10 protein-coding genes are annotated in these 13,631 nt (G+C 64.5%); 4 read left to right on the plus strand and 6 right to left on the minus strand.

Features of this window, described 5'->3' with window-relative positions; all coding sequences use genetic code 11:
- The first annotated feature begins 29 nt into the window (after positions 1-29).
- The 3 genes from OG817_RS31570 (at position 30) to OG817_RS31580 (ending at position 7,472) form a co-directional block, all read left to right on the plus strand.
- Positions 30-1,298 carry a tyrosine-type recombinase/integrase gene (locus OG817_RS31570; protein WP_406048276.1) on the plus strand — a complete coding sequence of 423 codons (1,269 nt, stop codon included), beginning with the start codon at positions 30-32 and terminating at the stop codon, positions 1,296-1,298.
- 155 nt (positions 1,299-1,453) lie between these two features.
- Positions 1,454-6,004 (plus strand): hypothetical protein, encoded by a 4,551-nt coding sequence (locus tag OG817_RS31575; RefSeq protein WP_406048278.1) that lies wholly within the window; start codon positions 1,454-1,456, stop codon positions 6,002-6,004.
- Positions 6,005-6,371: 367 nt separating this feature from the next.
- Positions 6,372-7,472, plus strand: coding sequence for a hypothetical protein (locus OG817_RS31580; protein WP_406048280.1), 1,101 nt, complete (start codon positions 6,372-6,374; stop codon positions 7,470-7,472).
- A gap of 103 nt (positions 7,473-7,575) precedes the next feature.
- Here OG817_RS31580 and OG817_RS31585 read toward each other — a convergent pair whose 3' ends face one another.
- From OG817_RS31585 to OG817_RS31605, 5 genes are all read right to left on the minus strand, one after another.
- A complete protein-coding gene (locus tag OG817_RS31585) occupies positions 7,576-9,033 on the minus strand; it encodes an SAVED domain-containing protein (RefSeq protein ID WP_406048281.1) in 1,458 nt (485 codons plus the stop codon).
- Positions 9,026-9,526: a Mov34/MPN/PAD-1 family protein gene (locus OG817_RS31590; RefSeq protein ID WP_406048282.1), complete on the minus strand. Its 501-nt coding sequence runs from the start codon at positions 9,524-9,526 to the stop codon at positions 9,026-9,028. The genes OG817_RS31585 and OG817_RS31590 overlap by 8 nt, the downstream gene beginning before the upstream one ends.
- Positions 9,523-11,055, minus strand: a complete 1,533-nt coding sequence (locus OG817_RS31595; protein WP_406048284.1) for a ThiF family adenylyltransferase — start codon at positions 11,053-11,055, stop codon at positions 9,523-9,525. Before OG817_RS31595 ends, OG817_RS31590 begins: the two co-directional genes overlap by 4 nt.
- A complete protein-coding gene (locus OG817_RS31600; RefSeq protein WP_406048286.1) occupies positions 11,055-12,101 on the minus strand; it encodes an SMODS domain-containing nucleotidyltransferase in 1,047 nt (348 codons plus the stop codon). The genes OG817_RS31595 and OG817_RS31600 overlap by 1 nt, the downstream gene beginning before the upstream one ends.
- 570 nt (positions 12,102-12,671) lie before the next feature.
- Positions 12,672-12,986: a histidine phosphatase family protein gene (locus OG817_RS31605; protein ID WP_406048287.1), complete on the minus strand. Its 315-nt coding sequence runs from the start codon at positions 12,984-12,986 to the stop codon at positions 12,672-12,674.
- Between OG817_RS31605 and OG817_RS31610 the strand changes: the two genes are divergently transcribed.
- Positions 12,985-13,149: a hypothetical protein gene (locus OG817_RS31610; protein WP_406048288.1), complete on the plus strand. Its 165-nt coding sequence runs from the start codon at positions 12,985-12,987 to the stop codon at positions 13,147-13,149. The genes OG817_RS31605 and OG817_RS31610 overlap by 2 nt on opposite strands.
- A gap of 9 nt (positions 13,150-13,158) precedes the next feature.
- Here the strand turns inward: OG817_RS31610 and OG817_RS31615 are convergent, their stop codons facing one another.
- Positions 13,159-13,353 carry a hypothetical protein gene (locus tag OG817_RS31615; RefSeq protein ID WP_406048290.1) on the minus strand — a complete coding sequence of 65 codons (195 nt, stop codon included), beginning with the start codon at positions 13,351-13,353 and terminating at the stop codon, positions 13,159-13,161.
- Positions 13,354-13,631: the final 278 nt, after the last annotated feature.

A 13,631-nucleotide genomic window follows, 5' to 3' on the forward strand; every position in this document is an offset into this window, starting at 1 on the left:
ACGTGCGCCGCCGCGGCAACTCTTTCCAGGTGCTGATCTACTCCGGCGTTGATCCCGTGACGGGCAAGCCGGTGTACCTGTCAGAGTCGACAACCGACGAGGCCAAGGTCAACGAGATCCAGACCCGCCTTCAGGCCAAGGTCGATCGGCAGCGCAACGCGGCGACGAAGGCCACCCTGGAATACGCGTTGAGCGAGTGGCTCGAAGTCCACGAGGCAGATGAGTCCACTCTCGACCGGTACCGCGAGCTGGTAGACCGGACCATCGTGCCGGCACTTGGGGATGTGCCTATCTCGAAGATCGGAACCCGCGCCCTGGAGAAGTTCTACGCGCAGCTGCGGCGATGTCGTGTTCGTTGCAACGGAAAGCCGTACATCGAGCACCGCGTTGCCGGTGAGCACGATTGCCGCGTTGTGCAGCACCGAAGGCCGCCGGGACGGCCATCGGCGAAGTCGCGCGCTGAGCATGACTGCACCTCGGCCGGGTGCAACGTCGTGGAGTGTCAGCCCCACGTCTGCAAGCCCCTTGCGGCGGGGACGGTCCGGAAGATCCATTTCGTCATCAGCGGTGCCCTGGCCGCCGCCGTGAGATGGGACTGGATTGACAGCAATCCAGCCGCTGATGCGAAGAAGCCCAAGCAGGCGCCGCCACAGCCGCAACCGCCGACGACGGATGAAGGGAATCGCATCGTCACGGCGGCATGGGGGCAAGACCTCGCCTGGGGCATGTTGATCTGGCTGAAGATGGTGACCGGAGCGCGTCGCGGCGAGCTGCTCGCGCTCCGGTGGCACGACGTTCATCTTGACCAGGGCGTCCTGGAGATTCGCCGCAACTTCACTCGGCGAAACGGGAAGGCGAGAGAGAAGGACACCAAAACGCACCAGATGCGGCGCATCAGCCTTGACCCGGACACAGTCGAGCTGCTCACTGCGCACCGCAGCGAATGCGAGAGGCGGTTCAAGCAGCTCGGCGTGACCTTCAAGCCGACCGCCTTCGTCTTCTCCTACGAAGCGGATCACAGCAAGCCATGCAATCCCGACGGGATCAGCCACCGGTACGCGAAGATGTGCGCGGACCTAGGCATCAAGAGCCATCTCCACACCCTGCGCCACTACTCAGCAACGGAACTGATCAGCTCAGGCGTGGACATTCGTACGGTGGCCGGACGACTCGGTCACGGCGGTGGTGGCACCACCACACTCCGGGTGTACGCCGCATGGGTGGCAGACTCAGACAAGCAAGCGGCCAACTTGCTTGGAAGCCGAATGCCGCGACCTGGTGGCAGTACTGACGACTGAAGCCGTGACTTAGAAGGAACGACACCGCCGCATCTGGCAACATATCCCGCATGAGTTGACGCCATCTCGCACCACGAGCTTCCAACGCGGCTATACACGTTTCCACATGAAATCGATAACATGCGCTGCTGCGGACGTGGCTGTGAGGAGATTGGATGCCGAAGGTAGACGCATCAACGTTCGATACGCTCCGGACCTGGAACGGCGAGCAGAGCCGGGCGTTTGAGGAGCTTTCATTCCAACTGCTGAAGGATCAGGCCCCGAGTGGCACACGCGCCATCCGCACGGGCAATCCTGACGGTGGGGTTGAGTGGTATGCCACCCTCCCGGATGGCACGGAGTGGGGCTGGCAGGCTAAGCACGTCAAGGGCATCGATGCACTCCTGACGGCCATGACCGGCTCCGTCCAGCGAGTCGCGAAGGAACGTCCAGATCTTCGTAAGCTCACATTCGTCATTTCATGGAATCTCGCGACCAGCAAGGCACCGCGACGCGGTAAGCCGATCAAGTCGCAACGCGAGAAGTACGAAGGCAAGGTCCAGACCTGGACGAACACCATCCCTGGCGCAGACAAGATCCAATTCGAGCTCGTACAAGAGAGCGACCTTCTGGATGAGCTCGCCAAGCCAGAGCACAGCGGACGCCGCTGGTTTTGGTGGGGCGATGTCGTTCTGGGTCATGACTGGTTATTGGCCCATCATGCACAGCAGGCCAGTGCCGCGGGCGAGAAGTACCGCCCTGATCTGCAGGTCGACGTGCCGATCCAAGAGGATCTGCTGGCGCTTGGCTTCGACCGGTCGGTCCTCGCGCGATTCGATCGGCTTCGCCGCGGCATCGTCTCGGCTGCGGCCGATGTTCGCCTATCCACCAAGGATGAGACGCTCGATCCGATCTATCACGCCATCACCGACACATCGCAAGCGCTGCGGTCCGCAGCGGGCGCTCTCAAGCTACAGGCGATCGACCCATCAACGGCCCTCGATGCTCTTCTTGCTCAAGCAGCACCGTGCCGAGATGCTATCTACACCGCCCAGGAGCACGAGCGCGATCGCGAGGCAGCGCGCCGGGAACTGCCGGACGACGACCCGAAGAAGGCGGCCAAACCAGACGACCGAGCGCGGACCAGCTACGGCCTGCGTACTCTGGTGTCGGCCATCGATGAGATGGACTCGTGGCTGCGATCAACAGCCGGCAAATCGTTTCGCAGCCGCGTCTACTTTCTGACTGGGCAAGCGGGGTCTGGCAAGACCCACCTACTCCTCGATGCCACCCGCCGTGCCCTCGATGCTGGGCGACCCGCGGTCTTCCTTGCCGGAGCGCAGTTCGGCCAGGGGAATCTGTGGGCGAGCATCACAGATCAGCTCGGCCTGGAACACGTCGGCGCTGACGTACTGCTTCAGGCCATGGACGCCGCCGGCGAGGCCGCGGCAATGGTTGGTCGGCGCTTCGTGATCTTTGTTGATGCACTGAACGAGACAACCCCGCCTGACTTCTGGCGAGTGCACCTACCCACGCTTCGCGCAGCCGTGGCGCGTTACCCACACGTCGCCTTGGCTGTCTCGTGCCGGGATACGTACACGGACCTGGTCCTCGAAGGTAACGAAGGCTCCCATTACGTTCGCCGCACCCATCCTGGGTTCGCCGAGCGAGAGGTCGAAGCCACACAGGTCTACTTCAAGCACTACGGGCTTGAAGCTCCCAAGATTCCGCTGCTGACGCCGGAGTTCACCCTCCCGCTCTTCCTCCGGCTCTACTGCGAGAGCCTGTCGGAGACAGACGTTGCTGCCGTTCCGACCGGTCACCAGGGTCGCGTCGCCATCTTCGACCGCTACCTCGCGGCCAAGATCTCGGCCGGCGCTCGGCGCTTCCGTCCCGCCTCAACGTCCGCATACGAGCTTGAGGTCGCAAAGTCCCAGGTCCGCGGCGTCCTCGACGCTCTTTTGGACGAGTTGTCGCGGGTCGGCCGCGAGAGTATTAGCGCAGGTAAGGCCGAGAAGGTGGCCCGGGACGCGCTGGGCGGCGCCAGCGGTGAATCAACGCGGGTCATCGCCCTCCTGCAAGAAGAAGGCGTGCTGACGCGTGAGCGTCTGTATCTCGGCAACGGGGCGTTTGATGAGGGTGTCCGCATCGTCTTCCAGGCCTTCTCGGACTTCTTGCTGCTGAAGCGACGCCTCGCCCAGTCGGCGGATCCGCTCAACGATGACGCCTTGAAGGCGTGGCTGGCGAACGACTGCAGCTGGGGCATTCGCGAGGCCGCCACGATCGTCTTCGCTGAGGTCTACAACATCGAGCTGCCGGACCTGCTAGGCGTGAAGGCGAGCGACCGGCCAAGCCCCGAGGCCGATCCGGACATCTGGGAGCAATACAGTCGGGATCAGCAGCTGTTCCGGTCGTTCGTCGAGAATCTTCCGTACCGCGACTCAGGTTCGATCGCCCAACGCACCATCGAGCTGTTCAATGAGGCTCAGCGCTACTTCTCGCGTGACGAGTTCTACGACGTGCTCTTCACTCTTGCTCCGCAGCCATCCAATCGTCTGAACGCCTACGGGCTGCACCGCTACCTCGCCCGCCGGCCGATGCCACAACGAGACCACGATTTCGGTTTTGCAACCTACCATGCCCTGGACAACGAGTTCGGTCCCGTCGCCCGCCTTGCGCGCTGGGCGGCAGCCGGCCCGTATCCGTCATACTCGCCGGATGTGGTCGAGCTTGCGTGCATTCCGCTCTGCTGGCTGATGTCGTCTCCCAACCGCTTCATGCGTGATTGGGTTACGAAGGCGCTGGTTCAACTGCTTCACGGCCACCTGGATGTCATGCAAAGACTGGTTGAGCGCTTCTGGACCGTCGATGATCCGTATGTAGTCCAGCGCGTCGTCGTCATCGCGTACGGCTCATTGCTTCGGAGTACCCCGGCGCAAGCGATCGACGCGAAGGCGTTGGCAGGGCTGGTGAGTACCCTCGTCTTCACACACCCCGTCCGGCCCGACGAGCTTCTGCTCGATGCCGCCCACGGCATCGTCCGTTGGGCGGTCGCCCACAATCTGCTGACCGACGCAGCCGCTGGATCGTCCAACCGGCCGTACGGACTGAAAATTCCAGGCCCCGCACCCACTGACGCCACGATCGACACTAAGTATCCCTGGCAGGCGGATCAACCCGACGACGAGAGCTACTCGTCGATCACCTTCTCGCTGTCGAGCATGGGTGACTTTGCTCGCTACGTCATTGAGTCGGGAGTGCGCCACTTCTCTCGCTACCGCATCGGGCAGGACTACCCCGAGCGGAAGGCGCGCGAGCCACGGATTATTAAGAGTCGTTGGGGCCGGTTCGAAGCGTCCCTGAGCGAGGAACAAAAGGCCGCGCTCACAGAATTTCTGGCCGAACCTGAGGAAACAAGCAGTCTGGACCTTCTACGTCCGCAGAAGGTCACACTCACAGAGGAACAATGGACGTTATTCAGGGCAGCGTTCGTCTATCCAAAGCAAAATCCCGTCAGTGACGAGTACCCGGCCGATTCGGCACGTCGATGGGTCTTTCGTAGAACTCTCAGCCTCGGTTGGACTCCCCAACTGTTCGGGCAGGAAGATCGCAGGCTGGGTCACGGGCGCGGGCGCGAGGAACACAAATCCGAGCGGTGGGGCAAGAAGTATCAGTGGATGGCCTACCACGAGCTACTGGCTCGTGTAGCGGACAACTACCAGACGTCTCGACTCTACGGCGAAGGCGACCCCTATAGCGGCTTGCATGAACTCACCGCCGACCGCGAGATCGACCCGAGTCTGCCGCCGATCGGTTTTAGGGCGTTCAGCGAGGATGGTGGGAGCGGTGCATCCGCGTGGGGCCCGCCTCTGATCCGCCTGCAGGAGTGGCCCCCTGGTCGCCTTGACTTCTCTCGCTACAAAGGAGACATCCGCGAGTTTGTTGCAGACACCGAGTCGGAACCCTCTGTCGCGACGTCCGCTCTCGTTTGCGATAGCTCGAGTGACGACTGGGTGGTGCTCGATAGCTCCATCCGGCAGGTCGACCCAGTGGCCGACAAGAATTGGCGTGGACTTCAGGAGCACCGGGCACTTGGAACTCTCTTGATACCCGCTGAGGAGTCCGAGACCTTCATTGCGGCACTCCGAGACCAACCGCCTCATCACGTCCGCGACTTGGTCGATAGCCATGGACATGTCGATTGTTGCTACGTCGGCGAGGTCGGCCGGGTTGGACCAGATTGTCCCCACAGGCATTTCGAACTGGAGTCCGTAACAGTTAGTGGGGCCGAGTTCCATGTGGTCCCGACCATCGAGCAGTACCGGTGGGAAGGAAATATCCTCGACTGCTCCATTGGCGAGTCAGCGCGGGCGACATTGCCTTCAACCTATCTGCAGCAGACCGCAATGCTGACATTCGACATGCGCGGACCGAGCTGGCTCGATGCAGCTGGCCTGCCGATCTTCACCTACTATGAGGAACCAGATAATGAGGACCACGCTTTCTTGGTTCGCGCATCTTTCCTGAAGGAATTCCTCTCGCAGCACAAGCTAGAGCTGATCTTCTTCCACTGGTTCGAGCGCATGAAGATCACAGGCGATTTCCGCAGCCGAGATCCATACATCGAATCGAGTGCCAACGCCAGAATGACCGCCAATCTTGAGATACTGGTGACGCAGACGGAAAGGACCGACCGAAACCAGCCCGAACCAGATGAAGATGACTAATTGGCCCCGTGTGAGCACTGGTTTTAGCAACCGGGTCCTCCGGACATGAGGAACCCCTGGTCCGTTACTACCTGGCCAGGGCTGGCGGCGGCGCGCTCGGAGGGATTCGAACCCCAACCTTCTGATCCGTAGAGACCTGCACGTCGTAGAAGGCAGCCAACTGCAGCGTACTTCAGTGCCTCTGACTTCGGTCGCCGTAGACTCCCGCAAACCCTGATAGACGCGAGTTCGTGCCCAAAACCATGCCCATGAGCCGGTACACCGCGGCGCGGCGCCCACAGTGGCACGTGGGCACACCTAGGCGTCCAGGTCGAGCCGGGCGGCGATGGGGTCCAGCTCGGCGACGGGCGCGCTGCAAGCTGGTCGCTTGCGCGTCTGGTGGGTCGCACGCGAGGCTGCGCGCGTGAACTTGGGCGATGATGATTTCGAGGATCAGTTCGATGCGGCTGACGAGGGTGAGCTCGAGCCAGACGTCGTGGCATTGCGCGCATCGATCGCACCAGAGGTCCGATCCCTCATTCACTGGACGGGGATCGACCGCGCGAGCTTCAACGTCTCCGCGACAGAGCAGGACGTTGAGCATGCCAAGGCACTGCTCGCAGAGCAGGGAATGATCCCAGCGTCCGATCTCGCGGGCCATCGCGGCGCGGTTCAGATGTGGCGTGACCACTGCGCGGCGAGGCGGGAGGACTCGCTGCAGGACCTTCTCACCGACGTCCAACAGGTCCTCAGCGCCCCGCGGCCAGTGCCGCCAACCTGCGGTACCCGAGGCGAACCCGTCTACGCCTGGATCCGACCGGACGACATCCCGGTGACCACCGACTCAAACTTTCCCTACCACTACACTGCGGCCGGGCTCGCCGAGCTTGCGCGCAACCTGATCGCTGAGGGCGGCCACCCCGCTGGTCTCGACAAGATCCTGGGATTCAACTTCGTCCTGGACACGACATCAACGCCGCGCGGGCCGGTCCACTGCGTCACAGTCAACGGCAACCACCGCGCGGCCGCCCTCCGAGCCGCAGGCTTTCCCGTCGCGCTCGCCCAGATCACCGTCCAGCGCGAACCGTGGGAGATCCCAGTGTTCGCCGGCTCCGCGGAACCTTTGTATCGCCTGCTCTTCCGTGCCGGGCTCCTCACCAACTACCGGCGCCGCGTCGACGATTGGTCCCACGAAGATCTCGTCGACGCCGGCGGCATCGCTCCCTGGCTCCTGGACACAAGGGTCATCGACGTCATCGACCCCGAACAGGCGCGCACCAACCTTCTCGCCTATGAGGCCGCCTACGGCGCAGTCGACGACCCGCGTGTGGACTGGATACGCCGACGCCGTACGTTCCAGCGGATCTTGCGGCGGGAGTCGATGACCATCACCGAACACGGCCCAGACCTCCTACCCGGCCTCGCGGGCGACTGGCCTCCAAGGCCGACGCTGGCGCAGCGAGCCGAGTACTGGCTTCTGCCCCGATGAGCTCACCTCGAGCGGACCATCGCCGGGGCGTACGCAGCCGCCAGAAGCTGCCGAGTGGAGGACACAATTGCGAGCGCCACGACGGCTCGCGGCGGACGCCGCGCTACGCCGAGATGCGGAAGGCCTGTACATACTCCGTCGTGCCGAGATGCTCGTAGACTGCGGTTGGCATGACTCGGTTCCAGTGATGTCCAAGGATCACCGCGAGGCCTAGGGGTCCCGCGAGAAAGACATGGAGAGTTCCTGTAGGGACCGCGATCTGCCGTGCAACGTCGCGGATGCCGACCGCGAGAGCACTGGCTGCTTCGGGATCTGGCACGGACCCCGGACCGACCTGTCCTCCCTCTGGCAGCGCGGTGTGAACCGTCCCGACAGCAATGCCTGTTCGTTCGATCCAGTTGACCACTGCGTCGGTCGCGTCGGTGGTCACCGAGACGACCAGTGCGGGGTCATCGCCGAGTCCGAGATCTCGGTGGTGGTGGGTCGGCACCAGGGCCGCCGTGGTGACGTCGCTGGACCAGAGTTGGTCGCCCTGTCTGATGCCGACCTCGTAGCCCAGGACCCGTCGGAGGACTGTCCCTGCCTTGAAGCCGGTGGCCTGTCGCATCGTCCCGGTGAGCAGGAGTCGGCGATGTCCTGCGAGGTGGCCCGGGATCTGCTCGATGTCACTGGCCAGTTGTTCCCATGTGGACGGGGGCTTGGGCGCGACCTTGATGAAGGCGTCGTCGCCATCCATCCGGTCCACCCAGTCCAGGGCGTACTGGGCCTGATCGGCCAGTGGGTCGTGGCTGAGCGTGGCAATGGAGACGGGTGTCCAGGGGGTTCCCGCGCGGAGGCTCAGCATGGTGGTGGCGTTCTCAATATCGTCGAGGGAAAGGCGCTGGTGACCATCTTCCACCTGCCTGGCGACCCAGTCGGCCGCGGCGTCGATCGCCCTGTCATCGGACTGTAGTCCGTTCGCGGTCATGAGCAGGCTGACCTCGCGTCGGAGGCTCTCCCTATCCTGGGACGTTTCGAGGTAGAAGTCTTGGAAGAAGGCGAGCAATTCCGTTTCGGTGACGCCCGCTGTTTCGGCCCAGGCCTTGCGGGCGAGGCCGCGGTCGGACTTCGGGCTGCCTTGTGCGGCACGGGGTACGAGCCGTCCGTCTCGTGCGTCGCGGTCGCGAAGAAGGAGGTCGGCGGGGTCGATGGCACGATTCGTGATCAGCACAACCCGGAGACGGTCACCGTTGCGGGCGAGGTGGCGGTGACTAGAGACGAGCTTCTTGAGCAGGTCGTTGCTGGTCAGGTATTCCAGGTTGACCGGAGTGCGCGCGTCGACGGCGTACTTGACCTGCGCATAGTCGTTCGGTGGTGCGGCGCGGTAGTAGATGATGTCGTCGAGGTTCCCGGCATCGTCGGCTTCGACGCCGACCGCTGTTCCGGGATTCAGGGTGTTGTGGGTCCGCTGCTCGTTGAGGACGCGCATACAGAGCCGCCAGGCGTGTAGCCACTGGTACCGGTCGCCAGCGATGCGCACCCCGGTGGGCCGCGGCATGGCACGGCGTTGGCGGTCAGTCATTTGGCTCCATCGAGTCGTGGGTGGGTCTCGGCAGATCACCCGTGATCCTGATCGCACAACGCGCGGGGTTGACGGCGGTGATACGCCGGGCGTCAAGGTCGTACTCGTCTTCGAACGTGCGCCGGAGCACGAGCAGTGTCGGATTCGGCAGGCGGGGGTGCAGGTAGGAGATGAGCCGGAGGGTGGCGAGGTCCGTCCTGCTCGGCGGCACGTCTGCTGGATGTGAGTGCCAGTCCCCGATGTACCCGAGTCGCGGGTCGATCGCTCGCGTGCTCAGTACGGCGGGCTGGGTCGCTCCGCCGGCGAGGTGGTAGTGGGCTCGTCCGCGGCTGGAGGTGCGCAGTTCGATGGCCATGGTCGCCCACGGCTGCTGGTCGGCACGGACACCGACGAGGATGCCGCCTGTCTCGAGCGGGTGGGAGAGGCTGGCCGCTCGCTTCAACTGGTCGATCGCGCTCTCGGCGATGAGAAGTTCTGGCCGGGCGCCCGTCACGCTGTCACGGGACCGATTACGTCGAAGGGCGCAGCTGCCAGAGGCCGCAAGACTGCGACCTGCTCGTCCGGTAGCAGACGGTGCCCCAGTAGTTGGTCGATGACCCCAGCCACGATGTCCGCGGCGGCCCGCTGAGCCGCCCAAGGAGGGGCGCTGTTCACGAGCGCGGTGCAGCCGAGTTCGAGGAACGCGCCCGCAGGCTGGGTGTCGTCCGGCGGAAGGGTCAGGTAGTCGATCGACTTGTCGCGGGCGGAGATAGGGGTGTCGTTCTCCGCTTGGCGTCGGATCCGCAGGAGGGCTCCTTGGTGGAACAGGGCGCCGGTGATGAGGGGTACGCGTTCCTGAGCGCACACGATGCTGAGCGCGGCGGTCATCGGTGCCGACCCGGTGCAGTCGACGACCAGGTCGAAACCTCGCACGTTGTCCGCGAGCTCGGCCGGCGCGAACGGTAGGTCCTTGGTCACGATATCGACGTCGCACCAAGGCGCGTGATCGTCGATCTTGACGCTAACGCCGACGGCCTTGTTGTATCCAACCGAATACTCGCCGGCGACGTGTCGGACGAGGTTGGCGGTCATGAGGGTATCCGAGTCGTAGCCCTTGATGTGCGCGACGCCGCTCTCTGCCAGCAGCAGTGCCACGCTCCCTCCGATCGATCCCAGCCCGGCCACCAGGACGCGTTTGCCGGTGAGCAAGTAGGCATCGGGGCCGGCGCGTCGCATGCGGGCGGCGGAGTCGGACGGGAAGGCGGCGTGAGCCTCGGCCAGGACCTCAGCGCCGTGCCCAGAGAAGCCGAGCGCGATGGCGTCGATTTGTCCATCGAACCTGGGCCAGGTCAGCACGGCGAAGTCGAGTCCACCGCTCGGCGTCTTGATGTCCGCGTCTTGCCGGGCCGCAAGTCCCCTCTCGAGGTGTTCGCGTTGGCGGTGGGCGAGGGCGTCTCGAAACTGGGCAAGGTCAAGGGGTGGGCTGATGATCCTGCGGCGGTTGTACAGGACCCCCGTGAACGTCGGCGTGTCTCGCTCGACCCCCACCTGGAACAGGATCTTCCGGAGGTGGGCCGTGAGATCGATGATCGTGCCGTTGGAGGCGCCACGAAGCAGGTCGCCGAGCGGGAGTTCGAGACGGTAGCCGCTCGCCCCGTCGAATAGCAGGTACGAGTCGAGCGCCTGGTCGGCAACGTCGAAGCCGGCCCGCGCCGCCTCCGCCCACGCGTCGACCCGGGCCCAGAGCGCCTCAAGGTTGCGTCCTTCGACCTGAGCAGGGTCGTCGTCGGCCCACAGGCAGATGAATCCGTGGTAGACGTGCGGCGCCTTCAGGCTCTCGACGTTCACGTGGGCATACCGCACTGGCCATCCGTCGTAGAAGACCACCTGCATCCGCTCCCGATCGGTCAGCGGCTTGAGGGACTCGCGGATCGGTCCCGTCCACGTCTTGAGGTCGGTGTCACGGACCGGGCTGAACCCGGCGGCCACGAGGCCAGAGCAGAACCGCTCGAAACCGCCGGTATCGAAGGTCTCGAACGCCATCACGCGAAGCCGCGCGGCTGGTTGCTCCCGACGGCCTCGACCGCGGCGATGCCGGCGATAGCGAAGCCGTTCGCGTCGCAGCCGTCCGGCAATGGGAGCACCTGGCCCCGGTCGTTCGTACCTAGGATGTCCCGCCACAACTTGGCCGCCTGGCACCTGTCGGCGTCGAGCGCCTCCTTCGCCAGACCAGCGAGTTCACGGAACTTGGCGGCTCCCGATCCCCACTGGTCGCGGTACAGCGCGGGCTTCAGTTGCGTCCCGAGAACGGGATCGAGCATGCCGTCCGTGCCAGCCAGATCGAACTCATCCGCGACCGCACCGAGGGAACCGGCGAGCAGTTCGGCCCACGACGACCCGGTCACCCGCCCGTCCGACCACGCGTAGTAAGCCGCGATCTCCGTGTAGAGGCCGCCCGGCCTGTTCTCGCCGAGGTGCACGTGGCGGACCTGACGCAGCAGGCGCACGGTCGGCCTGTAGGCCGACCGGTTGCCGACGGCCGGTGTCGACGCGGCCGTGGCCAAGGTTTTGGTGCGGTCCGCGAACTCAACCGGGCTGGTCTTGACCCAGCGGCGGTCCTCCTCGTCCCAGCGGTCGCGGTTCCGGTTCGGGATTCCCCAGTGCTCCCGCCACGGGACGGCCGGGACCGCGTCCACGCTGAACGCTAACTCCTCCGGAACGCCGGAGTCCTCGAAGTCGATCTTGAGGCTCCGCGCCTGCTCGGTGACCCGCCCGCCGGAGTCCTGGTCCTTGAGCCCGTAGTGGGCGACGAGGACCCGCTTCACCTGCTCGTAAATCCGCGCGGGGTCGTGGCGTACAGAAAGGTTCTTGAACCGCAGGAACACGTCGACGTCCTTGCCGGGGAAGCGCGCCGTCAGCCGGGCGTAGGAGCCGATCAAGATCGTGTCAATACCCCAGTCACGCAGCTGCCGGTCGGCCTCTAGCAGTTCACGCACCTCCGTGTGAGCCGCTTTGGCGCGCTGCTGCTTCTCGCCATGGATAGTGACGTTGCTGACGGCGAACTCGAACTCTGCGCTCAGGGTCTCCATCGTAACTCCTCCTCGACGGTCCCTGAGTTCTCTTGAGCAGTTCCCCGTGTGGACCAGACTGGTTTGTTGTCGACACCGACTGTATCTACCACCACCGACATTTCCGACATGCCAGGTCGACCTGTACCGAGTGTCACGCGCACCGCAGCCTTGACAGTCAGCGTCAGTCACTTGAGCCACTAGAACATAGATTCCCTTAAGCTCGGATTCCGACTTTGGCCGTGTGACCAGCAGGGTTGCGTTGTGGACGGTGTCGTCGACGTGGTCGCGGCGGTTTGCGACCGTGTGAAATCTCGGCTTCTCTGCATGTCGAAGTGAGCGCTGGGGCGTGGGTCGTCGGTTCTGTTAGGGCAGGTCTTCAAGTACTCGGATGCCGCAGTGTTCGGTGTTCGCGTCGCCGGTTAGGGCTCGGATGACGCCTGCATGGCAGACGGCGATGAAGGGGTCGGAGTGGCCGGTGGCTTGTCTTCGTAGTGCGCGGAGTGCCCGTTCGCGTAGGGAAGAGAGGGGTTCCCAGGTTCGGGTCTCTCCGGCTGGCCACTCGCCTTGGCACTGTTCGAAGTCGCTGACCTAGGCATCGACATCGCTCAGTCCCCGCCAGGACAGTGTGGAGTCCACTAGCCATTCGCGGAGGTCAATCTCGACGGCTGTCAGCGGGATGCGGGTCTCCGCGGCGATGAGACTCGCCGTTTGTAGCGCTCGAGTCATCGGGGAAGCCACGATGCGGTGGGCCCCCACCCGGCGGAGCTCTCGGCCAACGGCCTTGGCCTGCTCGATGCCCTTGTCTGTAAGTGGTGCCCAGTCGCGGGCGGGACCCCACCAGCCTTCCGCGTCGATCTGGGGGTGGCCGGGTTCGCCATGGCGGACGAGGAAGACTCTGGGCATGCCTGCATTGATATCGCATGCAGACGCTTCGAGTCTTCGGCAGCGGATGCATCGCACGGTCGGCGATCCGGCCGGCTGGCCGCTGTCGTACGAGCGGCCGGTGTCGGGGCTCGTCTGGGTCTGGCGGGAGGGGCGGAACTGTCACCCGAACCCGATCGACTGACCGGAGCCCTCACTGCGGTGGACCGCCGGGGCGCCGGAGCGTCCGGGCGAACACGCGGTCGTGGCGCGCGCGGCGGATCATCTCGATCCGGTCGGGGTCGAACCACCACTGCCGGTCCTGGAAGACGGCCGGCCAGCCCGGCGGGCCGAGCCGGGCAGCTGAACCTTGCGACGGCGGCAGGGATGCTCGGGGTCCCCACCGCACGGTGCAGAGGCTCGCCAGATCCGGTCGTCTTCCGTGTGACCGTGACGCGCGCGGTCGGTACTGGTTCCGGTCGGATCATCTCGCGTTGTATCTGCGGGCACGGCGACCGAGCAGGACCGCGGCGCGGCCTGGAAGTCACATGTGCAGACCTGAGGTCTTTCGAGTGGTCTACGAGCGCCTGCGGATCGCCGGCCTGAGGTGATGGCGCAACCGGACCTGCCCGCCTGCCTGATCATTCAGGCGACCTGTCCTAATTGGCTTCTGACATGGCGCACGAT

Source organism: Kribbella sp. NBC_00889 (genome assembly GCF_045207705.1).
Lineage (GTDB): Bacteria > Actinomycetota > Actinomycetes > Propionibacteriales > Kribbellaceae > Kribbella.

Excerpts from the sequence above, each read along its gene's own strand:
- OG817_RS31605 (WP_406048287.1), bottom strand. The coding sequence starts at position 12,986 with ATGCCCAGAGTCTTCCTCGTCCGCCATGGCGAACCCGGCCACCCCCAG.
- OG817_RS31575 (WP_406048278.1), top strand. The coding sequence starts at position 1,454 with ATGCCGAAGGTAGACGCATCAACGTTCGATACGCTCCGGACCTGGAAC.
- OG817_RS31585 (WP_406048281.1), bottom strand. The coding sequence starts at position 9,033 with ATGACTGACCGCCAACGCCGTGCCATGCCGCGGCCCACCGGGGTGCGC.
- OG817_RS31610 (WP_406048288.1), top strand. The coding sequence starts at position 12,985 with ATGCCTGCATTGATATCGCATGCAGACGCTTCGAGTCTTCGGCAGCGG.
- OG817_RS31600 (WP_406048286.1), bottom strand. The coding sequence starts at position 12,101 with ATGGAGACCCTGAGCGCAGAGTTCGAGTTCGCCGTCAGCAACGTCACT.
- OG817_RS31595 (WP_406048284.1), bottom strand. The coding sequence starts at position 11,055 with ATGGCGTTCGAGACCTTCGATACCGGCGGTTTCGAGCGGTTCTGCTCT.